Origin of the sequence: Leclercia sp. EC_58 (genome assembly GCF_019584355.1) — a bacterium.
In the GTDB taxonomy this organism is placed as follows: Bacteria; Pseudomonadota; Gammaproteobacteria; order Enterobacterales; family Enterobacteriaceae; genus Enterobacter.
Map to the genome: position 1 here is coordinate 116,872 of NZ_VDAM01000001.1, position 20,600 is coordinate 137,471.

The 20,600-nt window shown below is 56.8% G+C and carries 22 protein-coding genes and 1 pseudogene; 4 read left to right on the top strand and 19 right to left on the bottom strand.

Going from position 1 to position 20,600, the window contains the following annotated elements; genetic code table 11:
* Positions 1-5 precede the first annotated feature (5 nt).
* Both FHC51_RS00600 and FHC51_RS00605 read right to left on the bottom strand, forming a co-directional pair.
* Positions 6-1,433 (bottom strand): annotated as a pseudogene (locus FHC51_RS00600) (non-oxidative hydroxyarylic acid decarboxylases subunit C).
* The gene (locus FHC51_RS00605) at positions 1,423-2,025 is read right to left on the bottom strand and encodes a non-oxidative hydroxyarylic acid decarboxylases subunit B (RefSeq protein ID WP_220434686.1); all 603 of its coding nucleotides are present in this window, start codon (positions 2,023-2,025) and stop codon (positions 1,423-1,425) included. Before FHC51_RS00605 ends, FHC51_RS00600 begins: the two are co-directional and overlap by 11 nt.
* A gap of 172 nt (positions 2,026-2,197) precedes the next feature.
* Here FHC51_RS00605 and FHC51_RS00610 point away from each other — a divergent pair, with 172 nt between their 5' ends.
* Both FHC51_RS00610 and FHC51_RS00615 read left to right on the top strand, forming a co-directional pair.
* On the top strand, positions 2,198-2,614 hold the full coding sequence (locus tag FHC51_RS00610; RefSeq protein ID WP_220434687.1) for a MarR family winged helix-turn-helix transcriptional regulator: 417 nt from the start codon (positions 2,198-2,200) through the stop codon (positions 2,612-2,614).
* Positions 2,611-2,988: a DUF4440 domain-containing protein gene (locus FHC51_RS00615; protein ID WP_220434688.1), complete on the top strand. Its 378-nt coding sequence runs from the start codon at positions 2,611-2,613 to the stop codon at positions 2,986-2,988. The genes FHC51_RS00610 and FHC51_RS00615 overlap by 4 nt, the downstream gene beginning before the upstream one ends.
* 51 nt (positions 2,989-3,039) lie before the next feature.
* Here the strand turns inward: FHC51_RS00615 and rpoS are convergent, their stop codons facing one another.
* Positions 3,040-4,032: an RNA polymerase sigma factor RpoS gene (rpoS, locus tag FHC51_RS00620; protein WP_103180911.1), complete on the bottom strand. Its 993-nt coding sequence runs from the start codon at positions 4,030-4,032 to the stop codon at positions 3,040-3,042.
* A gap of 60 nt (positions 4,033-4,092) precedes the next feature.
* Positions 4,093-5,157 (bottom strand): murein hydrolase activator NlpD, encoded by a 1,065-nt coding sequence (gene nlpD, locus FHC51_RS00625; protein WP_231604353.1) that lies wholly within the window; start codon positions 5,155-5,157, stop codon positions 4,093-4,095.
* On the opposite strand from nlpD, the gene FHC51_RS23140 reads away from it, so the two are divergent.
* Positions 5,063-5,266 (top strand): hypothetical protein, encoded by a 204-nt coding sequence (locus FHC51_RS23140; protein ID WP_231604148.1) that lies wholly within the window; start codon positions 5,063-5,065, stop codon positions 5,264-5,266. The two genes, nlpD and FHC51_RS23140, sit on opposite strands and share 95 nt — an antisense overlap.
* A 66-nt stretch (positions 5,267-5,332) precedes the next feature.
* On the opposite strand, the gene FHC51_RS00630 is transcribed toward FHC51_RS23140, so the two are convergent.
* The 11 genes from FHC51_RS00630 to cysG all read right to left on the bottom strand — a co-directional run bounded on the left by FHC51_RS00630 (position 5,333) and on the right by cysG (position 14,129).
* On the bottom strand, positions 5,333-5,959 hold the full coding sequence (locus FHC51_RS00630; RefSeq protein ID WP_220434689.1) for a protein-L-isoaspartate(D-aspartate) O-methyltransferase: 627 nt from the start codon (positions 5,957-5,959) through the stop codon (positions 5,333-5,335).
* Positions 5,953-6,714: a 5'/3'-nucleotidase SurE gene (surE, locus tag FHC51_RS00635; protein WP_103180914.1), complete on the bottom strand. Its 762-nt coding sequence runs from the start codon at positions 6,712-6,714 to the stop codon at positions 5,953-5,955. Before surE ends, FHC51_RS00630 begins: the two co-directional genes overlap by 7 nt.
* Positions 6,689-7,744 carry a tRNA pseudouridine(13) synthase TruD gene (gene truD / locus FHC51_RS00640; protein WP_220434690.1) on the bottom strand — a complete coding sequence of 352 codons (1,056 nt, stop codon included), beginning with the start codon at positions 7,742-7,744 and terminating at the stop codon, positions 6,689-6,691. Before truD ends, surE begins: the two co-directional genes overlap by 26 nt.
* Positions 7,741-8,220 carry a 2-C-methyl-D-erythritol 2,4-cyclodiphosphate synthase gene (gene ispF, locus FHC51_RS00645; RefSeq protein ID WP_220434691.1) on the bottom strand — a complete coding sequence of 160 codons (480 nt, stop codon included), beginning with the start codon at positions 8,218-8,220 and terminating at the stop codon, positions 7,741-7,743. The genes truD and ispF overlap by 4 nt, the downstream gene beginning before the upstream one ends.
* Positions 8,220-8,930, bottom strand: a complete 711-nt coding sequence (ispD, locus tag FHC51_RS00650; RefSeq protein ID WP_220434692.1) for a 2-C-methyl-D-erythritol 4-phosphate cytidylyltransferase — start codon at positions 8,928-8,930, stop codon at positions 8,220-8,222. The genes ispF and ispD overlap by 1 nt, the downstream gene beginning before the upstream one ends.
* Before the next feature lie 19 nt (positions 8,931-8,949).
* Complete coding sequence (ftsB, locus tag FHC51_RS00655; protein ID WP_032613637.1) at positions 8,950-9,261, bottom strand: cell division protein FtsB; 312 nt, start codon at positions 9,259-9,261, stop codon at positions 8,950-8,952.
* A gap of 167 nt (positions 9,262-9,428) precedes the next feature.
* Entirely contained in the window at positions 9,429-9,752 is a 324-nt protein-coding gene (locus FHC51_RS00660) for a DUF3561 family protein (protein ID WP_103822696.1), read from the bottom strand.
* Between the two features lie 58 nt (positions 9,753-9,810).
* Entirely contained in the window at positions 9,811-10,416 is a 606-nt protein-coding gene (gene cysC, locus FHC51_RS00665; RefSeq protein ID WP_103822697.1) for an adenylyl-sulfate kinase, read from the bottom strand.
* Entirely contained in the window at positions 10,416-11,843 is a 1,428-nt protein-coding gene (gene cysN, locus FHC51_RS00670; protein ID WP_220434693.1) for a sulfate adenylyltransferase subunit CysN, read from the bottom strand. The genes cysC and cysN overlap by 1 nt, the downstream gene beginning before the upstream one ends.
* 9 nt (positions 11,844-11,852) lie before the next feature.
* Complete coding sequence (cysD, locus tag FHC51_RS00675; protein ID WP_015963247.1) at positions 11,853-12,761, bottom strand: sulfate adenylyltransferase subunit CysD; 909 nt, start codon at positions 12,759-12,761, stop codon at positions 11,853-11,855.
* Positions 12,762-12,770: 9 nt separating this feature from the next.
* Positions 12,771-14,129: a siroheme synthase CysG gene (cysG, locus tag FHC51_RS00680; protein ID WP_114316909.1), complete on the bottom strand. Its 1,359-nt coding sequence runs from the start codon at positions 14,127-14,129 to the stop codon at positions 12,771-12,773.
* Positions 14,130-14,369: 240 nt separating this feature from the next.
* On the opposite strand from cysG, the gene FHC51_RS00685 reads away from it, so the two are divergent.
* Positions 14,370-15,422: an aminopeptidase gene (locus FHC51_RS00685; RefSeq protein WP_220434694.1), complete on the top strand. Its 1,053-nt coding sequence runs from the start codon at positions 14,370-14,372 to the stop codon at positions 15,420-15,422.
* Between the two features lie 346 nt (positions 15,423-15,768).
* Here FHC51_RS00685 and FHC51_RS00690 read toward each other — a convergent pair whose 3' ends face one another.
* From FHC51_RS00690 to cysJ, 4 genes are all read right to left on the bottom strand, one after another.
* On the bottom strand, positions 15,769-15,981 hold the full coding sequence (locus FHC51_RS00690) for a DUF4177 domain-containing protein (protein WP_220434695.1): 213 nt from the start codon (positions 15,979-15,981) through the stop codon (positions 15,769-15,771).
* 260 nt (positions 15,982-16,241) lie between these two features.
* On the bottom strand, positions 16,242-16,976 hold the full coding sequence (cysH, locus tag FHC51_RS00695) for a phosphoadenosine phosphosulfate reductase (protein ID WP_220434696.1): 735 nt from the start codon (positions 16,974-16,976) through the stop codon (positions 16,242-16,244).
* Positions 16,977-17,052: 76 nt separating this feature from the next.
* Positions 17,053-18,765 (bottom strand): assimilatory sulfite reductase (NADPH) hemoprotein subunit, encoded by a 1,713-nt coding sequence (gene cysI, locus FHC51_RS00700; RefSeq protein WP_220434697.1) that lies wholly within the window; start codon positions 18,763-18,765, stop codon positions 17,053-17,055.
* Complete coding sequence (gene cysJ / locus FHC51_RS00705; RefSeq protein WP_220434698.1) at positions 18,765-20,570, bottom strand: NADPH-dependent assimilatory sulfite reductase flavoprotein subunit; 1,806 nt, start codon at positions 20,568-20,570, stop codon at positions 18,765-18,767. The genes cysI and cysJ overlap by 1 nt, the downstream gene beginning before the upstream one ends.
* Between the last annotated feature and the right edge of the window lie 30 nt (positions 20,571-20,600).

A 20,600-nucleotide genomic window follows, 5' to 3' on the forward strand; every position in this document is an offset into this window, starting at 1 on the left:
CCTCCTTATTTACGTGCGGCCAGCATCGCAGTCAGTTTTTCAGCCCAGGCTTTGGTTTCAGGCAGATCCTGTACCGGCTGGCTGTAGTGTCCACGCATATCGGGTGCAACCGGTGTGGTGGCGTCGATAATCAATTTGTCGGTGATCCCCGCCGGGCTTGAACCTGGATCCAGCTCCAGCACCGACATATTCGGCAACTGCACCAGATCCCCTGCCGGGTTCACTTTCGACGACAGGGCCCACATCACCTGCGGCAGGTTGAACGGATCGACATCCTCATCCACCATGATCACCATCTTCACGTAGCCCAGACCGTGCGGTGTGGTCATTGCCCGCAGGCCAACGGCACGGGCAAAGCCGCCGTAGCGTTTTTTGGTGGAGATAATTGCCAGCAGGCCGTGGGTGTACATAGCGTTCACCGCCTGCACTTCCGGGAATTCAGCTTTCAGCTGCTGGTAGAGCGGCACACAGGTTGCCGGGCCCATCAGATAGTCGATTTCGGTCCACGGCATCCCAAGATAGAGCGACTCAAAAATCGGTTATGTGCGGTAAGAGACTTTATCGATGCGCACCACGGTCATGTTACGGCCACCGGAGTAGTGTCCGGTGAACTCCCCGAACGGCCCTTCGATTTCGCGTTTGCGGCCTTCAATCACCCCTTCGAGGATCACTTCCGAACCCCAGGGCACGTCAAAACCGGTGAGCGGCGCGGTGGCGATCGGATACGGTCTTTCGCGCAACGCTCCCGCCATCTCATATTCTGATTGATCGTACTTCAGCGGCGTCGCCCCCATCAGGGTGATGATCGGGTCATTGCCCAGGGTGATCGCAATCGGCAGATCCTGCCCGCGCTCTTCCGCTTTATGCAAATGCAGGGCGATGTCATGCATCGGCACCGGCTGCAGACCCAGCTTGCGTTTGCCCTTCACCTCCATGCGGTAGATGCCGACGTTCTGCTTGCCGAAGTGATCCGGATCGAGCGGATCGCGGGAGACCACACAGGCTTTATCGAGGTAGAAACCACCGTCACCGTCGTTCAGGCGGAACAGCGGCAAAATATCGAACAGGTTGATCGCGTCGCCATCCACCGTGTTCTCAGCCCAGGCCGGGTTGGCGCGACGCTCCGGCGCAACCGGGAAGTTATCCCAGCGGCGAATAAACTCGTCGATCTGCTTTTTCACTGGCGTATTTGGCGGCAGCCCCATCGAGATGGCGTGGTTTTGCCAGGATCCGATGGTGTTCATCGTCACGCGGGCGTCGGTAAAGCCGCGGATGTTATCAAACCAGAGCGCAGGTGCGCCATCGCCAATGCGCCCGGTGGCGTTGGCTGCCGCGGCCAGATCCGGCTCCGCATCGACCTGTTCCGTGATTTTCAGCAGTTGCCCTTGTTCATCGAGCGCCTGCAGGAAGCTTCTCAAATCATCAAATGCCATGTTTATTCTCCTGGGAAAAATGTCTGGCCGCCTGTAACCCCTCCCAGCGACGGGCTTTGTTATGCACCAGACCAAACTGATCGAGCACCCGGGTCACAATGTGTTGAGTAATGTCATCGGCGGTTTGCGGATGGTTGTAATAAGCGGGCATCGGCGGCACCATTGCCACGCCCATGCGGGAAAGCGCCAGCATATTTTCAAGATGGATAGTGCTGAGCGGCATTTCCCGCGGGACCAGCACCAGCTTGCGTCCCTCTTTTAACACCACGTCAGCGGCACGCCCCACCAGCCCTTCGGCGTAGCCTGCGCGGATGCCCGCCAGCGTTTTCATGCTGCAGGGAATGACGATCATGCCGTCGGTGCGAAAGGAGCCGGATGAGATAGTTGCCCCCTGATCCGCCGGGCTGTGAACCACATCCGCCAGTCCGGCAACATCCTGAGCGGTATACGGCGTTTCCAGTTCAATCGTTGTTTTCGCCCATTTCGACATCACCAGATGGGTTTCTACTTGCGGCATGTCGCGCAGCGCCTGCAGCAATGCCACGCCAAGCGGCGCACCGGTCGCCCCTGTCATCCCAACAATCAATCTCATCCAACACCTCATTTTATTTGTTCGTATACGAACTTGTTGCTTACCGTACGCCCGGAACTGGGCGCTGACAAGATCGTTCGTATACGATCACACGAAATGGTAAAACGGACCGCATTAAATTCACCGCTGATCGGGGCTATCATAAAGAGATCATTTTTATGCCGGAGAGTTCATGGAGCTAAAACAAGAAGCGTTCCACCTGTTACGTCAGCTTTTTCAGCAACATACTGCGCGCTGGCAGCAGGCCTTACCCGAGCTGACTAAGCCGCAATACGCGGTGCTGCGTTCTATCGCGGAACATCCCGGCATTGAGCAGGTGGCGCTCACCGAAGCGGCGGTAAGCACCAAAGCTACCCTCGCGGAGATGCTGAGCCGTATGGAATTACGTGGGCTGGTGAAGCGCGAAGCCGATGCTGCAGATAAGCGCCGCCGGTTTGTATTCTTAACTCCGGAAGGCGAAGCGTTGCTCGGCAACTGTAAACCGGTAGGGAATCATGTCGATGAGGCTTTTCTGGGGCGTTTAACGGCTGAGGAGCGTCGCCAGTTTAGGGAGTTGGTTCGCAAAATGATGGTAAAGGAGAGAGAATGACCCGCTATGAAACAGAAATTATTGATGCTCACATCGCATTAGAAAAGTGGTTAGGCCAGGGTGAAGGCGATTTTGCCCCCCTGCTCGCCCGTTTTCATCAGGACTTTTTGATGATTGCCCCAACCGGCGCACACATGGATCACCCCGCGCTCGCACGTTTCCTCGAGGCGCAGCGCGGAAGCCGTCCGGGGCTGAAGATCGTGATTGATGAATTAACAACGTTACAGACCTGGGATAACGGCGCGGTGCTTCACTATCGTGAAACACAAACCCGCCCGGATCAGCCGGTGAACGTGCGCTGGTCCAGCGCCATCCTGAACCAGGAGGGAGACAACCTCACCTGGCGTCTGCTACACGAAACCGCAGCGCCTTAAGCAAAAGAAAAAGGCCAGTCTTTCGACTGGCCTTTTTTGACGAAAAGGTGCTTACTCGCGGAACAGCGCTTCGATATTCAGCCCTTGCCCCTGCAGGATTTCACGCAGGCGACGCAGACCTTCTACCTGAATCTGACGAACACGTTCACGGGTCAGGCCGATTTCACGACCGACATCTTCCAGTGTCGCAGCTTCATACCCCAGCAGACCGAAACGACGTGCCAGCACTTCACGCTGTTTGGCGTTCAGTTCGAACAGCCATTTGACGATGCTCTGTTTCATATCATCGTCCTGTGTGGTGTCTTCCGGGCCGTTGTCTTTTTCATCGGCCAGGATGTCCAGCAGTGCTTTCTCGGAATCGCCACCCAGCGGGGTGTCGACAGAGGTAATACGCTCGTTGAGACGCAGCATACGGCTAACATCATCAACAGGTTTATCAAGCTGTTCGGCAATCTCTTCCGCGCTTGGCTCGTGGTCCAGCTTATGGGACAACTCGCGTGCGGTACGCAGATAGACGTTCAGCTCTTTCACGATGTGAATAGGCAGACGGATCGTACGGGTCTGGTTCATAATTGCCCGTTCGATGGTCTGTCGGATCCACCAGGTCGCATAAGTTGAGAAACGGAACCCACGTTCAGGGTCAAATTTCTCTACTGCGCGGATCAGGCCCAGGTTGCCCTCTTCAATCAGATCCAGCAGAGCCAGACCGCGATTGCTGTAACGACGGGCAATCTTAACCACCAGACGCAGGTTACTTTCAATCATGCGACGACGTGAAGCCACATCACCACGTAATGCCCGGCGCGCGAAGTAAACTTCTTCTTCGGCTGTTAACAGTGGGGAGTAACCAATCTCTCCAAGGTAAAGCTGAGTCGCGTCCAGCACACGTTGTGTGGCACCCTGCGATAACAGCTCTTCTTCAGCTAAATCGTTATCACTGGGTTCCTCTTCTACTAAGGCTTTTTCGTCAAAAGCCTCTACTCCGTTCTCATCAAATTCCGCGTCTTCATTTAAATCATGAACTTTCAGCGTATTCTGACTCATAAAGGTGGCTCCTACCCGTGATCCCTGGGCGCAACATACCAAAAGATATGTCCCGCCAAATTATCGCTGCGGTAAATACTGCAGCGGGTTTACGGATTTCCCCTTGTAACGAATTTCAAAATGCAAGCGTGTAGAACTGGTTCCGGTGCTACCCATGGTAGCTATTTTCTGCCCCGCCTTAACTTCTTGTTGTTCCCGGACCAGCATCGTATCGTTATGGGCGTAGGCACTCAGGTAATCATCGTTGTGTTTGATGATAATAAGATTACCGTAACCGCGCAGAGCGTTACCGGCGTATACCACGCGTCCATCAGCGGTCGCGATAATAGCCTGTCCCTTACTCCCTGCGATATCGACCCCTTTATTTCCCCCCTCGGAGGAAGAAAAGTTCTCGATAACCTTGCCTTCAGTCGGCCAGCGCCACGAAGAAATTGGCGAGCTGGACGTCTGACTACTGGCAACGGGTGCGGTAGAGCTAACCACAGGAGCCGTAACGGGTGCTGTAACAACAGTCGCAGTCCCCTTATTGTTCGGCAACATCTTGTTAGCACTCTGTTCACCTGAATCTTCAGAATACGTAATTGTCGGTTGCGACGCAACCACTGTGCTTGATTTTTGCGCAGGCGTCACACTGTTATTTTGCGCCGTGACGTCAGCCGCAGAAACGGTATTGCCTGGCGTTAACGGCGCGCCGGTCGCATTGCCTACTTGCAGCGTCTGACCGACATTCAGGCTATACGGGGCCGGAACGTTGTTTCGCTCTGCTAAATCACGGAAATCGTTCCCGGTGATCCAGGCAATATAGAAGAGGGTATCGCCGCGTTTCACGGTGTAAGTGCTGCCGCCGGTATAGCTACCTTTCGGAATGTTCCCATACTTGCGGTTATACACAATGCGGCCATTTTCCGTCTGGACAGGTTGTTCCACTGGCTGAATCTGTACTGGCTGGGTAACCGGACGCTGAACAGGCTGGATTTGCGGAGTTTGTTGCGCCGTTGAGGTGCCCATCTTAGGCGGAGGGGTGATCAGCATGCCACCGGATGAATTACCAGAACCGCTATCACCGCCGACCGAACTTACAGGCGCAGGGGCATTATTCGATGTTGAACAACCTGCCAACCAGATTGAAACCAGTGACAATGCCGCAACACGGCTGATGGTGAATTTTGGGCTTCCCGCGCTCATTTATCCCCCAGGATTATTTTTAATTACCAGTGACTTAAAATTACCGTAATGTCACGACGTTTTGCGCCACACCATACGCTGAATTTGCCTGAATAACCCTGGAAAAATCCGAGTCTCAGGCCAGCTCTCCTTTTACCAGAGGCACGAAACGTACGGCTTCTACGGTATCGATAATAAACTCGTTGCCCCGTCGACGAACACGCTTCAACAGCTGGTGTTCATCGCCCACCGGTAAAACGAGGATCCCGCCGTCGTCCAGTTGCGCCATCAGCGCAGCCGGGATCTCAGGCGGTGCAGCCGTCACGATAATGGCATCAAACGGGCCGCGAGCCTTCCAGCCCTGCCAGCCATCCCCGTGACGGGTAGAAACATTATGTAAATCGAGATGCTTCAGGCGGCGGCGTGCCTGCCATTGCAGCCCTTTAATGCGCTCAACCGAGCAGACATGATGCACCAGGTGCGCCAGAATGGCGGTCTGGTATCCAGAACCGGTGCCAATCTCCAGCACCCGCGAGTCCGGGGTCAGCTCCAGCAGCTCGGTCATGCGCGCCACCATATAGGGCTGGGAGATGGTTTGCCCCTGCCCTATCGGCAACGCGACGTTTTCCCACGCCTTGTGCTCAAACGCCTCATCCACGAACTTTTCCCGCGGTACCCGCGAGATGGCGTCCAGCACCCGCTCGTCAGCAATGCCCTGACTGCGTAATTGATTCAGAAGAGTTTGTACACGATTGCTTACCATTGCGAGCTCACCCCGGCGCGATCCAGCCAGCCTGAAACCACATCCTGCGCGTTATGCGCGGTCAAATCGACGTGCAACGGGGTGACGGAGACGTAGCCTTCATCTACGGCGGCGAAATCGGTATCCGGCCCGGCATCATGTTTTTCGCCCGGCGGACCAATCCAGTACAGCGTGTTGCCGCGCGGATCTTCCTGCGGGATCACTTTATCCGCCGGGTGGCGGCTGCCACAGCGCGTCACGCGGATACCTTTGATTTGATCCAGCGGCAGATCGGGCACGTTGATATTAAGGATGCGGCCAGTGCGTAGCGGCTCACGGCTCAGCGCCCGCAGAATGGCACAGGTGACCGCGGCGGCGGTGTCATAATGCTGATGGCCGTTAAGCGAGACCGCCAGGGCAGGAAAGCCGAGATGGCGTCCTTCCATGGCAGCCGCCACCGTACCGGAGTAGATCACGTCATCGCCCAGGTTGGGTCCGGCATTAATGCCGGAGACCACCACGTCCGGGCGGGGACGCATCAGCGCATTAACCCCCAGAAAGACACAGTCGGTCGGGGTGCCCATCTGCACGGCGATATCACCGTTATCGAAGGTAAAGGTGCGAAGAGACGACTCGAGGGTTAACGAGTTAGAGGCACCGCTGCGGTTACGATCGGGAGCCACCACCTGCACCTCGGCGAACTCACGTAGCGCTTTCGCCAGCGTCTGAATGCCTGGCGCATGGATCCCGTCATCGTTGCTCAGCAATATTCGCATAGTCACCCGAAGTGTTGATAAGTTCCCTGACAACACTGGTGGCAAAGCTGCCTGCCGGCAGCCAGAAACGTAGCTCGACGGTTACGTCATCCCACCAGTTCCAGCTCAACTGTTGCGGATAGAGCAGCATCGCCCGGCGTGCCGCTTCGACTTTTTCCCGCACCAGCAGTGAGCATAACTCTGTTTCATTGGCGATGGCAGACTGTTCAAAGCGCAGCGCATCACCCTGCGGACTCCAGTCGCCGGTACCCGGCAGGGCCGCAGTGATCATCAGCGTTTTTGCCTCGACGCGCGCCTGCACATCCTGTAGCTCTTCGTCAGTGGCGACAAACCAGCTGCCGCGTCCCGCTAATTGTAGCGCATCGCCGACAACAACTTGATTCGCGTCTGTTTTTTTCAGTCGCTCGCTGACGATTTGATTAAACAACGCGCTGCGGGCTGCCGACAACCAAAAACTGCGTTTATTGCGATCGCGCACCGGAGCATTGCTCTGCGCCCAGCGCAGCGCACCCTGTAAGTTACTGCCGCCAATACCGAAACGCTGGGCACCAAAGTAGTTCGGCACCCCCTGCGCCTGGATGGCCTTAAGACGTTGCTCCACCTCGTCGCGGTTGCTTACCTCGCGCAGCACCAGGGTAAAAGCATTGCCCTTTAACGCGCCGAGGCGCAGCTTGCGCTTATGGCGGGCGTATTCCAGTACCTGGCAGCCTTCGAGCTGAAACTGGCTTAAGTCAGGCATCCCATTACCCGGCACCCGCGCGCAGAGCCACTGTTCCGTCACAGCGTGTTTGTCTTTCTGCCCGGCGAAGCTCACTTCACGGGCGTGAATTTTCAGGAACTTTGCCAGCGCATCGGCCACAAAACGGGTGTTACAGCCATTCTTCAGGATCCGCACCAGAATGTGCTCACCCTCGCCATCCGGCTCGAAACCCAGATCCTCGACGACCCTAAAATCTTCCGGGTTGGCTTTCAGCAGCCCCGTACCCTGCGGTTTACCGTGCAGGTAGGTCAGGTTGTCGAAGTCCGTCATTTTACCGCCTTCACCAGCAGCGCCACGGCTTCGCAGGCGATGCCTTCACCACGGCCGGTAAAGCCGAGTTTCTCGGTGGTGGTCGCTTTGACGTTGACGTCGTCCATATGGCAGCCAAGATCTTCGGCGATAAAGACGCGCATCTGGGGAATATGCGGCAGCATTTTCGGCGCCTGGGCAATAATGGTCACATCCACGTTGCCGAGGGTATAGCCTTTGGCCTGAATACGGCGCCAGGCCTCGCGCAGCAGCTCGCGGCTGTCGGCCCCTTTGAAGGCCGGATCGGTGTCCGGGAACAGCTTGCCGATATCACCCAGCGTCGCGGCACCCAGCAGCGCATCGGTTAACGCGTGCAGTGCAACATCGCCATCAGAATGCGCGAGCAGTCCTTTTTCGTAAGGGATGCGTACGCCGCCAATGATAATTGGGCCCTCGCCGCCAAAGGCGTGTACGTCAAAACCATGTCCAATTCGCATTATGCCTTCTCCTGATGGGTCGAACGGGTAAGATAAAATTCTGCCAGCTGTAAATCTTCGGGGCGCGTCACCTTTATATTATCTGCGCGCCCTTCAATCAGTTCCGGGTGAAAACCGCAATACTCCAGCGCCGAGGCTTCGTCGGTGATGGTCGCGCCTTCGTTCAGCGCACGGGTTAAGCAGTGGTGCAACAGCTCGCGAGGGAAAAATTGCGGCGTGAGCGCATGCCAGAGGTCAACGCGCTCCACCGTATGGGCGATGGCCGGCAGGCCCGGCTCGCCGCGCTTCATGGTATCGCGGACCGGCGTGGCGAGAATGCCGCCAACGCGGCTGGTTTCGCTGATGGCCAGCAGCCGCGCCAGGTCATCCTGATGCAGGCATGGACGCGCGGCGTCATGTACCAGCACCCACTGCGCGTCACCGGCGGCTTTCAGTCCCGCCAGCACCGAATCGGCGCGCTCTGCGCCACCGTCCACTACGGTGATCTGCGGATGGCGGGCAAGCGGCAGCGCGGCGAAGCGGGCGTCGCCCGGGCTGATAGCGATAACGACCCGCGTCACGCGTGGGTTCGCCAGCAGCGCCGCCACGGTGTGCTCAAGGATCGTTTTATCACCAATTGAAAGGTATTGTTTAGGACATTCAGTCTGCATGCGCCGGCCAAACCCGGCGGCTGGCACAACGGCGCATACGTTGGAAAAAGTTACTGCCATGGCGTAATCCTGGGCCTGATTATCGAGTGTTTTGTACTGAGCCCTGGTTGCGTTTAGACGCATCCGGCACCAGACGATAGAAGGTTTCGCCCGGCTTAGTCATGCTGAGTTCGTTGCGCGCGCGCTCTTCAATGGCTTCCTGTCCGCCATTGAGATCGTCAATTTCCGCAAACAGCTGATCGTTTCGCGCTTTTAATTTGCTGTTTGTTGCCTGCTGCGCCGTCACGTCATCGCTGACGCGACTGTAATCGTGAAGGCCGTTCTTACCGAACCACAGCGAATACTGAAGCCAGACCAGCAGAGCCAGCAACAGCAGCGTAAGTTTACCCATCCTGCCCCCTGAAAAACGGCATCATCATCCCATAACTTTCCCCATGACTCTACATCGGGGCTACAGAGATGCCGCAACATTGCGGGCAAATGTACCACATTTTTTTTGCAGATTCGCGCAAGCCAACAATGTCTCATAGTTGGTTACGGTTTGAATTATGGCTGAACTTATCCCATGAGCCACAAAAATAACAGTCCGACCATGGCGACGACCGTCATAACCGTTATCAGGGCGCTGTAGAGCAGTTTGCCGTTAAGCAGAGAGTGCAGCGCGATCCCTACCACTACGGCAACGGGCATCAGCGCCAGAAAGAAAGGCCAGGTATAAAGGAAGAAAAACAGCGTATTGCTGCCGTAAAACAGGAAAGGGATCCCCAGTGCCATCAGCCATGACGCAAAGCCGACAATCGCCCCAGGAAAAGACCAGGTCGTCTCGTCATGTGCCGATACTGTGTCCGACCCGGTGATGATGTAGTTTTCACTGTTCCGCATAGCTGATCCTGTGACCGTGACATATTGATGGAGATTAAGCATCCCCATCAATACCATCTCAGGATCTGATAATATCGCCCTGCCGGAGCAGGTCTAATAATTGACCCACCAAATTTGTTACCAATTGTTGGCCTTCCAGGTGGATATCGGGGTTTTCCGGCGCTTCGTAAACCGCATCAATGCCGGTAAAATTCTTCAGCTCGCCAGCGCGCGCCTTTTTGTACAGTCCCTTCGGATCGCGCTGCTCGCATATTTCCAGCGGGGTATCGACAAACACTTCAATGAAGCGGCTGTTTCCTACCCGCTCACGCACCATCTGCCGCTCGGCGCGGTGCGGTGAGATAAAGGCGGTTAACACCACCAGCCCGGCATCGGCCATCAGGCTGGCCACTTCGCCCACCCGACGGATGTTCTCTTTGCGATCCGCATCGCTAAAGCCCAGATCGCTGCACAGCCCGTGGCGCACGTTGTCGCCATCCAGCAGATAGGTGCTGACGCCCGCTTTGTGCAGCGCCTCTTCCAGCGCACCCGCAACGGTGGACTTACCGGACCCCGAGAGCCCGGTAAACCACAGCACAACCCCACGGTGACCGTGGAGCTGTTCGCGTTCGGCCACCGTGACCGGATGAGGATGCCAGACGACGTTCTCATCATGCTGCGCCATTACTTGCCTCCCAGCAGATCGCGCGCGCCCCAGTGCGGGAAGTGTTTGCGCACCAGCGCGTTGAGCTCCAGCTCAAAGGCGCTGAATTCCGACGGCACCGCGCTCGCCTGCGCTTTAGGTTCGCGCACCATCCCTGCGCCAACGGTGACGTTGGTCAGACGGTCGATAATAATCAGCCCGCCGGTCACCGGGTTCTGTTGATACTCGTCCAGCACCAGCGGTTCGTCGAAGGTGAAATCCACCAGACCGATGCCGTTCAGCGGCAGTTCAGTCACGCTGTGCTGCGCCAGGTTGTTAATGTCGACCTGATACTGAATGCCGTCCACGCGGGCGCGGGTTTTCTTCCCGGCAATCTTGATGTCGTAGCTCTGGCCCGGGCTCAGCGGCTGCTCGGCCATCCACACCACATCCACCGCGGCGCTTTGTACCGCAGGCAGCGACTCCTGCGCATCCACCAGCAGATCGCCGCGGCTGATATCAATCTCATCTTTCAGCACCAGGGTGACCGCTTCGCCGGCACCCGCTTCCTGCAGATCGCCATCGAAGGTCACGATACGGGCAATGGCCGATTCCACGCCTGACGGCAGCACTTTCACGCGCTGGTCTACGCGCACGCTGCCGGAGGCAATCGTGCCGGAGAAGCCGCGGAAATCGAGGTTCGGGCGGTTGACGTACTGCACCGGGAAGCGCATCGGCTGCGTATCCACGTCGCGCTGGATCTCAACGGTCTCCAGCACTTCCAGTAGCGTTGGGCCGCTGTACCATGGCATGCTCACGCTCTGCGAAGCGACGTTATCCCCTTCCAGCGCCGAAAGCGGCACAAAGCGGATATCGAGGTTGCCCGGCAGCTGCTCGGCAAAGGTGAGATAGCTCTCGCGGATCTCGTTAAACTTCTCTTCGCTGAAGTTCACCAGATCCATCTTGTTAACCGCCACCACCAGATGCTTGATCCCCAGCAGCGTGGAGATAAAGCTGTGACGGCGGGTCTGATCCAGGACCCCTTTACGGGCGTCGATCAGCAGGATCGCCAGGTCGCAGGTTGAGGCCCCGGTCGCCATATTGCGGGTATACTGCTCATGCCCTGGGGTGTCGGCGATGATAAATTTGCGCTTCTCGGTGGAGAAATAGCGATAGGCCACGTCGATGGTGATGCCCTGCTCGCGCTCCGCCTGCAGGCCATCCACCAGCAGCGCCAGATCGAGTTTTTCACCCTGGGTACCGTGACGCTTGCTGTCGTTGTGCAGGGAAGAGAGCTGATCTTCATAGATCTGACGGGTATCGTGCAGCAGACGGCCAATCAAGGTGCTTTTTCCGTCGTCCACGCTGCCGCAGGTCAGAAAACGCAGCAAACTTTTGTGCTGCTGGGCGTGCAGGTAGGCTTCGACGCCGCCTTCATTGGCGATCTGTTGAGCAATAGTGGTATTCATGGCGGCTCCTTAGAAATAACCCTGACGTTTCTTCAGCTCCATCGAGCCTGCCTGGTCGCGGTCAATCACGCGCCCCTGTCGCTCGCTGGTGGTGGACACCAGCATCTCTTCGATGATCTCCGGCAGCGTTTGCGCGTCGGATTCCACCGCGCCGGTCAGCGGCCAGCAGCCGAGGGTACGGAAGCGCACCATCCGCTTTTTGATCACTTCGCCAGGCTGCAGGTCGATGCGATCGTCGTCGATCATCATCAGCATGCCGTCGCGCTCCAGCACCGGACGTTCAGCCGCCAGATACAGCGGAACGATCTCGATGTTTTCCAGATAGATGTACTGCCAGATATCCAGCTCGGTCCAGTTGGAGAGCGGGAAGACGCGGATGCTTTCGCCTTTATTGATCTGGCCGTTGTAGTTGTGCCACAGCTCCGGACGCTGGTTTTTAGGGTCCCAGCGGTGGAAGCGGTCACGGAAGGAGTAGATACGCTCCTTGGCGCGGGATTTCTCTTCATCCCGGCGGGCGCCGCCGAAAGCGGCATCAAAGCCGTATTTGTTCAGCGCCTGCTTCAGCCCTTCGGTCTTCATGATGTCGGTGTGCTTGGCGCTGCCGTGGACAAACGGGTTAATGCCCATCGCCACCCCTTCCGGGTTTTTATGCACCAGCAGTTCACAGCCGTAGGCTTTGGCGGTACGGTCACGGAACTCATACATTTCGCGGAATTTCCAGCCGGTATCCACGTGCAGCAGCGGGAACGGCAGCGTGCCTGGATAAAACGCTTTACGCGCCAGGTGCAGCATTACGCTGGAGTCTTTGCCGATGGAGTACATCATTACCGGATTTGCAAACTCAGCGGCCACTTCGCGGATAATATGAATACTCTCCGCTTCCAGTTGCCGCAGGTGCGTCAGTCGTTTTTGATCCATAACCGTTCCTTAAGCCAAATTGATAACAGAAGAACCAAAGCCTTCTGTGTCGGTTGTATGTTGGAACCAGGCGAGCGTGCTGTGCAGCTGCACCACTTCCCCCACCACAATCAGGGCGGGCATCGGGGCATCTTTCGCCAGGGTTGCAAGGTGTTGTAATGTGCCGGTCACCACGTGTTGATCGACGCGCGTGCCGCGGGATATCACTGCCACAGGCGTATCTGCATCGCGCCCGTGGCGAATAAGTTGTTCACTGATTTCCGCCGCTTTCATGGTGCCCATATAGATCGCCAGCGTCTGACGGCTCTGGGCCAGATGGGTCCAGTCAAACGGGGTGCTGTCGGCTTTATAGTGGCCGGTGACAAAGGTGACGCTCTGGGCATAATCCCGGTGCGTCAGTGGAATACCGGCGTAGGCCGTTACCGCGGAGGCTGCGGTGATCCCCGGCACCACCTGGAACGGCACGCCCGCTTCGGCTGCCGCCTGCAATTCTTCGCCACCACGACCAAAGATGAACGGATCGCCACCTTTGAGACGCACCACGGTTTTGCCTTCTTTCGCGGCGGCGATCAGCATCTGATTGGTTTCATGCTGCGGTACGGCGTGGCCGCCCGCGCGTTTGCCGACGCAGATTTGCTCGGCGTCGCGACGAATCAGCTCGCGCACCCCGTCGGTCACCAGATGGTCATAGAACACCACATCCGCATCCTGGAGTACCTGAAGGCCGCGAAGCGTCAACAATCCGGCATCACCCGGCCCCGCGCCAACGAGGATGATCTCCCCGCTGGTGCTGCCCGGGTTGTCCAGTTCGTCTTCGAGGATCTTCTGCGCCGCCGTCTCATTACCGGCCTGCATCAGGCTGGCAAAGCGGCCACGAAACACGCGCTCCCAGAAGCGTCGGCGTTCCGCCACGCTGGTCAGGCGGGTTTTCAGATGGTTGCGCCAGAAGCTGGCTTTTTCTGCCATCCGGCCAAGGCTGGTGGGCAGCAGCGCCTCGATTTTTTCCCGCAGGACGCGCGCCAGCACCGGCGCGGTGCCGCCGGAGGAGATCGCCACCAACAGCGGCGAGCGGTCAACAATCGACGGAAAAATAAAGGAGCAGAGCGGCTGGTCATCCACCACGTTCACCAGACGGTGACGGGCGTGGGCGGCATCGGAGATGCGCTGGTTGAGTGCCCGGTTTTCGGTGGCGGCAATCACCAGCACCACATTGTCGATTTGCGCTTCAGCAAAGTCCGCTTCGGCAACAACCTGCACGCGCGCGCCTGCCCGATGTAAAAAGGCAATTTTGCGCTCAGCGATTTCGCCGCTGCCGACAACCAGCACCGGGCGGTCTTTTACAGCAGCGAATAAAGGAAGGTAATCCACAATGCTACAACTCGCTAACAACAAGGAATAGGGGGACTATAGGGGGCGGCTACGAGCGAATGAAATTACGAATTGGAATGAGTAGTTACTCAATGGAATAACGCGCTGAAAAAGCTCATATCAAAAAGTGCTTAACGCGCGACATTCCGGGCATTTAAGAGCAAATCAAATTGTGTAAGCGCGGTCACAGTTTCATACTAAGCGCGTTAAAATTTTGCGTTATTTTTTTAAGGACTCACTATGTTTTCCGCAATGCGCCACCGATACGCTGCCCTGGCGCTCGGCGTTTGCTTAATCGGAACGGTTCAGGCTAAGACCTCGCCCCTGGGTGAGATGGCCGCGACGCAGGCACGTCATATTGCCACCTTTTTTCCGGGTCGGATGACCGGCACCCCCGCCGAAATGCTCTCCGCTGACTACGTGCGCCAGCAGTTCGCCGGGATGGGCTACCAGAGCGATATCCGCACATTTCAGAGCCGCTACATCTATACCTCACGCAATCTGAACAAGAACTGGCACAACGTCACCGGCAGCACCGTGATTGCGGCCCATGAAGGCAAAGCCGCGCAGCAGATTATTATTCTGGCGCACCTCGATACTTATGCCCCGATGAGCGACAGCGATGCCGACAACAATCTCGGCGGCCTCACGTTACAGGGCATTGATGATAATGCCGCCGGGGTCGGGGTGATGCTGGAGCTGGCCGATCAGCTAAAAGATATTCCCACCCAGTACAGCATCCGCTTTATCGCCACCAGCGGTGAGGAAGAGGGACGCCTGGGCGCCGAGAATGTCCTTAAACGCATGAGCGCGGCCGAGAAGAAAAACACCCTGCTGGTGATCAACCTCGATAATATGATTGTGGGGGATAAGCTCTATTTCAACAGCGGCAAAACCACCCCAGGTCCGGTACGCAAGTTAACCCGTGACCGCGCGCTGGCGATTGCCCGCGCCTACGGCATCTATGCGGCCACCAACCCGGGCGGCAATGCCGCGTATCCGAAAGGCACCGGCTGCTGCAATGATGGCGAGGTGTTCGATAAAGCCGGGATCCCGGTGCTCTACGTTGAAGCGACCAACTGGTCCCTGGGCAAGAAGGATGGTTATCAGCAGCAGGCAAAATCTAAAGCGTTTCCAGAGGGAACAAGCTGGCACGACGTCAGGCTGGATAATCTGCAGTATATCGACGAGGCATTGCCGAAGCGGATTGAACACCGCAGCCGGGATGTGGTACGGGTGATGCTGCCGCTGGTGAAGGAGCTGGCGAAAGCGGAAAATAAAACCATCAAATAATAGATTCGCTGACAGCAAGGATTGTCGTCAGCTCATTGATAAAATGACAAGAAGAGGGCTGAAAGGGTACAACGATTCTGCTGAGCAACTCCGCATTGCTCAGCAGAAAAAAATAAGACAAGCGTAGCTAAAGCAAATCAATCGAGATAACCGCCCTTTTTCATCTCTTTCTCGTCACAATATTCCCGCTTGCATAAACCTATTATCAAGATAACAACGTCCAGGATCCCGGCAGTGACAGAGAGCTTAATAAATGTCAGAGCACTCATTGGCGTAAACCATAACTGGATGAGGGCGCAAACACCCCAGGCCACCAGGATCAATAAACAGAGAATAGAGGTTATTTTCATACGTCTCTTTCAAGGATGACAACGTAGGCTTCACGCGCAAAAAATAGCAGCATACGACGGACATCTTTCTCCATTGTCACCACCCTCCAGCCCTCGCGGCCATTTTTATTGAGAAACTCGGTAAACTTTACAGGGTTAACTTTGGATGCGCCAAAAAACAAACTTCCTAGCATACCTTCCTGGTAAATAACGGTTTTATATTCCTTCATGCACAACTCCCTTATGTATATATCTCGTTCAATATTTAAAAACTACTACGCTTTATAAAGTAAATAATTCTATTGATAAATATTACCCATAATAATTCAGAATTTATTTAGTGATTAACAGAAGCAATTGGCTGGATAAATATTTTTGCGTAATAGACAAGTCCGTAACAGGACGTAAAATAAAATATTGTGATAAATTCCCTGCAATAAAAAACGCCTCCTGTTATTGAAACAGGAGGCGTAGTCTTTTTACCAAATAATTAGCCTTCGTGCAGCCCGCACTCGCGCTTGAGGCCAAAGAAACGGGTTTCTTCTTCTGCCATACCCGGCTCCCATTTACGGGTGGTATGGGTATCCCCCACCGACAGATAGCCCTGATCCCACAGCGGATGGTATCTCAGGCCATGCTGTTGCAGGTACTGGTATACGGTCCGGTTGTCCCAGTCGATGATCGGCAGCACCTTGAACACCCCGCGCTGGATCGCCAGCACCGGTAAGGACGCGCGGCTGCCGGACTGATCCCGGCGCAGGCCGGCGAACCAGGTTTTGGCGTTAAGTTCGGACAGCGCCCGGTTCATCGGCTCGACTTTGTTGATGGCATTATACTTCTCAATGCCCTCTACGCCCTGCTCCCACAGCTTGCCGTAGCGTGCTTCCTGCCAGGCCGCGCTCTGCTCTGCACGGTAGACCTTCAGGTTCAGCTTAAGCTTGTCCGTCAGCTCATCAATAAACTGGTAGGTTTCCGGGAACAGGTAGCCGGTATCGGTGAGGATCACCGGGATATCCGGGCGAATTTTATTCACCAGATGCAGGCTAACCGCCGCCTGAATACCGAAGCTCGACGACAGCACATATTCGCCCGGCAGATTTTCCAGCGCCCAGGCGACGCGGCCTTCGGCGTCCAGCTTCTCCAGCTCCGCGTTGGTTTCGGCCAGCGCCAGTATGCGTTCGACTTTTGGCAGATCGTTAAGGGCGTTTAGATCGAGTACGGACATAAGAACCTCGTTTGCCTGTTTTGCCGGGCGGCACTGCGTCTGCCCGGCCTGGAAAATCGGTAAAACCCGTGGGATGTTACTCCCAGAAATCCCTTGCGGGATCGAGCACCGGACGAATGATGCCCGCACGCACCGTAAAGTCGCCGAAGCCTTCACCCGCTTCGCGCTCTTTCGCCCAGCGCCCGATAAGCAGGTCGATGGAATCAAGGATTTCCGGCTCGGTGATGTTTTCCCGGAACATGCGCGGAATACGGGTGCCGATACGGTTGCCGCCCAGGTGCAGGTTGTAGCGCCCCGGCGCTTTACCCACCAGCCCCAGTTCGGCCAGCATCGCGCGGCCGCAGCCGTTCGGGCAGCCGGTCACGCGCATCACGATATGTTCGTTCGGGATGCCATGTTTTTCCAGAATCGCTTCGACCTTGTCGGTGAACGACGGCAGGAAACGTTCGGCCTCAGCCATTGCCAGCGGACAGGTAGGGAACGACACGCAAGCCATGGAGTTTTCGCGCTGCGGTTTAACTGCCTCCATCAGGGCATGATCCCGCGCCAGCTTCTCGATCTTCGCCTTCTGGCTTTCCGGCACGCCGGCAATGATCAGGTTCTGGTTGGCGGTGATACGGAACTCGCCCTGGTGTATCTTCGCGATCTCCAGCAGGCCGGTTTTCAGTGGACGGCCCGGATAATCCAGGATACGGCCATTTTCAATAAACAGCGTCAGGTGCCATTTATCGTCGATACCTTTTACCCAGCCAATACGATCCCCGCGACCGGTAAATTCGTACGGGCGGATCGGCTCAAACTTGATGCCCGCGCGGCGTTCCACTTCGGCTTTAAACGTCTCCACGCCTACGCGCTCAAGGGTATATTTGGTCTTGGCGTTTTTACGATCGGTACGGTTACCCCAGTCGCGCTGAGTTGTCACTACCGCTTCCGCCACCGCCAGGGTGTGCTCCAGCGGCAGATAGCCAAACTCGCTCGCGGTACGGGCGTAAGTCTTTTTGTTACCGTGCTCAATAGAGAGACCGCCGCCCACCAGCAGGTTAAAGCCCACCAGCTTGCCGTGCTCGGCGATTGCCACGAAGTTCATGTCGTTGGCGTGCAGATCGATATCGTTCTGCGGCGGGATCACCACCGTGGTTTTGAACTTACGCGGCAGGTAAGTCTGGCCCAGGATCGGCTCTTCGTCAGTGGTCGCCACTTTCTCCTGATCGAGCCAGATCTCGGCATAAGCGCGGGTACGCGGCAGCAGATGCTCGGAGATCTTCTTCGCCCACTCGTACGCTTCGGCATGCAGCTCGGACTCGTACGGGTTAGAGGTGCAGAGCACGTTACGGTTCATGTCGTTGGCGGTCGCCAGCGCGTCCAGCCCGACGGAGTGCAGCATCTGGTGTACCGGCTTCACGTTCTTCTTCAGAATGCCGTGGAACTGGAAGGTCTGACGGTTGGTCAGACGGATGCTGCCGTAAATTGTATTTTCACCGGCAAACTTGTCGATCGCCTGCCACTGTTTGGTGGTGATGATGCCACCCGGCAGGCGGCAGCGCAGCAGCATCGCATGACGCGGCTCCAGCTTCTGTTCAGCACGCTCGGCGCGGATATCGCGGTCGTCCTGCTGGTACATGCCGTGGAAACGGATCAGCAGGAAGTTGTCGCCTTTGAAACCGCCGGTCAGACCGTCATTTAAATCTTCGGCAATGGTGCCGCGCAGGTAGTTACTCTCAACCTTCATGCGCTCGGCATCAGACAGTTTGCCTTCGACCACCAGTGGGCCAGGATGTTTTTCGCTCATTAGTAGACATCTCGCTGATAACGGCGCTCGACGCGCAGCTCACTTAAATATTCATCCGCCGCTTCGGCATCCATACCGCCGAATTGGGCAATCACTTCCAGCAACGCCTGCTCAACGTCTTTCGCCATGCGATTGGCGTCGCCGCAGACATAAATGTGGGCACCGTCATTGATCCAGCGCCACAGCTCTGCGCCCTGTTCGCGCAGTTTGTCTTGTACGTAGATTTTTTCTTTCTGATCGCGGGACCAGGCCAGATCGATGCGGCTCAGTACGCCCTCTTTAACGTAGCGCTGCCACTCCACCTGATAGAGGAAATCTTCGGTGAAGTATGGGTTGCCGAAGAACAACCAGTTTTTACCCGGCGCTTCGTCGGCGGCGCGCTGCTGCATAAAGGCGCGGAACGGTGCAATACCGGTGCCCGGGCCAATCATGATCACCGGGGTTTCCGGGTTGGCAGGCAGACGGAAGTTGTCGTTGTGCTCGATAAAGACCCGCACCTCGCCCTCTTCTTCCACGCGATCCGCAAGGAAACTCGACGCGCCGCCGGCACGGGCGCGGCCTTCGATGTCGTAACGCACCACGCCCACGGTGACGTGGACTTCGTTCTCCACCTCAGCCTGGGCAGAGGCGATTGAGTAGAGGCGCGGCGTCAGCGGACGCAGCAGGCCGATTAACGCATCGGCTTCGAGCTGGGCTGGCGCGAAACGCACCATATCCACGATAGGCGTGGTGGCGGCGTAGTGTTGCAGTTTGGCTTTGTCGCCCACCAGCGGCAGCAGGGATTCGCTGCGGGTCAGGGTGGCGTAGTTTTCCACGATGTTCGCGGTATTAACGGTCAGCTCGAAATGCCACTGCAGCGCTTCAGAGAGCGGCAGCGTTTTGCCTTCCACGGTGACCGGTTCGTCACCCTTCAGCCACAGCAGCTCAACCAGCTCTTTCACCAGCGCCGGATCGTTCTGGTACCAGACGCCAAGAGCATCGCCCGGCTGGTAGCGCAAGCCGGAGTCGCCGAGATCGATTTCGATATGGCGTACATCTTTTTCTGAATCGCGACCGGTAATTTTCTGGTTCACCGAGAGGCTCGCCGTCAGCGGGGCTTCTTTGGTGTAGGGGCTGGTGTGAATGTCGTTGACTGCGCCAGCGGCGGTGGCTGCCGCCTGGGCTGGCGTCTCGGTCGGTACGCGGGCTTTCAGCACCTCGACAATGCGCGCGCGCCATTCGGCCGCCGCAGCCTGGTATTCAACGTCGGTATCGACGCGGTCCAGCAGGCGTTCTGCCCCCAGCTCGGCCAGTTTGCTGTCGAAATCTTTGCCCGACTGGCAGAAGAATTCATAGGAAGAGTCGCCCAGGCCGAAGACCGCAAAGGCGGTGCCCGCCAGTTTTGGCGCCTTTTTCGAGAACAGGAACTTATGCAGCGCAACCGCTTCTTCAGGCGGCTCACCTTCGCCCTGGGTTGAGGTTACAACGATAACCAGCTTCTCTGACGCGATTTGCTTAAATTTATAGTCCCCGGCGTTCACCAGGTTCACGTTCAGTTTGGCTGCAAGCAGATCGTCGCGCAGGGCTTCCGCCACGCGACGGGCGTTGCCGGTTTGCGAGGCGGAGATAAGCGTGATTGCCGGGATCTCAACAGCCGTAGCAGGCGCACTCGCCACAGCCCCCGGCTGTTGATTGAGCATTCCCCAGAAATAACCGGATACCCAGGCCAGCTGGGTGGGTGAAAAGTCAGTGGTGGCCGCCTGCAGGCGTGCCAGTTGCTCCGGGTTCAGGGGAAGCAAATTTGAAGGTGGGGCCTGTGTTGTCATGCGTCGTTATGTTCCAGTAGCAAAGCTGAA

What these genes read in the sequence shown, in the direction of transcription:
- FHC51_RS00605 (WP_220434686.1), bottom strand. Translation starts at nt 2,025, where the DNA reads ATGAGATTGATTGTTGGGATGACAGGGGCGACCGGTGCGCCGCTTGGC.
- FHC51_RS00610 (WP_220434687.1), top strand. Translation starts at nt 2,198, where the DNA reads ATGGAGCTAAAACAAGAAGCGTTCCACCTGTTACGTCAGCTTTTTCAG.
- FHC51_RS00615 (WP_220434688.1), top strand. Translation starts at nt 2,611, where the DNA reads ATGACCCGCTATGAAACAGAAATTATTGATGCTCACATCGCATTAGAA.
- rpoS (WP_103180911.1), bottom strand. Translation starts at nt 4,032, where the DNA reads ATGAGTCAGAATACGCTGAAAGTTCATGATTTAAATGAAGACGCGGAA.
- FHC51_RS23140 (WP_231604148.1), top strand. Translation starts at nt 5,063, where the DNA reads ATGCCACCGGATGAATTACCAGAACCGCTATCACCGCCGACCGAACTT.
- FHC51_RS00630 (WP_220434689.1), bottom strand. Translation starts at nt 5,959, where the DNA reads ATGGTAAGCAATCGTGTACAAACTCTTCTGAATCAATTACGCAGTCAG.
- surE (WP_103180914.1), bottom strand. Translation starts at nt 6,714, where the DNA reads ATGCGAATATTGCTGAGCAACGATGACGGGATCCATGCGCCAGGCATT.
- truD (WP_220434690.1), bottom strand. Translation starts at nt 7,744, where the DNA reads ATGACGGACTTCGACAACCTGACCTACCTGCACGGTAAACCGCAGGGT.
- ispF (WP_220434691.1), bottom strand. Translation starts at nt 8,220, where the DNA reads ATGCGAATTGGACATGGTTTTGACGTACACGCCTTTGGCGGCGAGGGC.
- ispD (WP_220434692.1), bottom strand. Translation starts at nt 8,930, where the DNA reads ATGGCAGTAACTTTTTCCAACGTATGCGCCGTTGTGCCAGCCGCCGGG.
- ftsB (WP_032613637.1), bottom strand. Translation starts at nt 9,261, where the DNA reads ATGGGTAAACTTACGCTGCTGTTGCTGGCTCTGCTGGTCTGGCTTCAG.
- FHC51_RS00660 (WP_103822696.1), bottom strand. Translation starts at nt 9,752, where the DNA reads ATGCGGAACAGTGAAAACTACATCATCACCGGGTCGGACACAGTATCG.
- cysC (WP_103822697.1), bottom strand. Translation starts at nt 10,416, where the DNA reads ATGGCGCAGCATGATGAGAACGTCGTCTGGCATCCTCATCCGGTCACG.
- cysN (WP_220434693.1), bottom strand. Translation starts at nt 11,843, where the DNA reads ATGAATACCACTATTGCTCAACAGATCGCCAATGAAGGCGGCGTCGAA.
- cysD (WP_015963247.1), bottom strand. Translation starts at nt 12,761, where the DNA reads ATGGATCAAAAACGACTGACGCACCTGCGGCAACTGGAAGCGGAGAGT.
- FHC51_RS00685 (WP_220434694.1), top strand. Translation starts at nt 14,370, where the DNA reads ATGTTTTCCGCAATGCGCCACCGATACGCTGCCCTGGCGCTCGGCGTT.
- FHC51_RS00690 (WP_220434695.1), bottom strand. Translation starts at nt 15,981, where the DNA reads ATGAAGGAATATAAAACCGTTATTTACCAGGAAGGTATGCTAGGAAGT.
- cysH (WP_220434696.1), bottom strand. Translation starts at nt 16,976, where the DNA reads ATGTCCGTACTCGATCTAAACGCCCTTAACGATCTGCCAAAAGTCGAA.
- cysI (WP_220434697.1), bottom strand. Translation starts at nt 18,765, where the DNA reads ATGAGCGAAAAACATCCTGGCCCACTGGTGGTCGAAGGCAAACTGTCT.
- cysJ (WP_220434698.1), bottom strand. Translation starts at nt 20,570, where the DNA reads ATGACAACACAGGCCCCACCTTCAAATTTGCTTCCCCTGAACCCGGAG.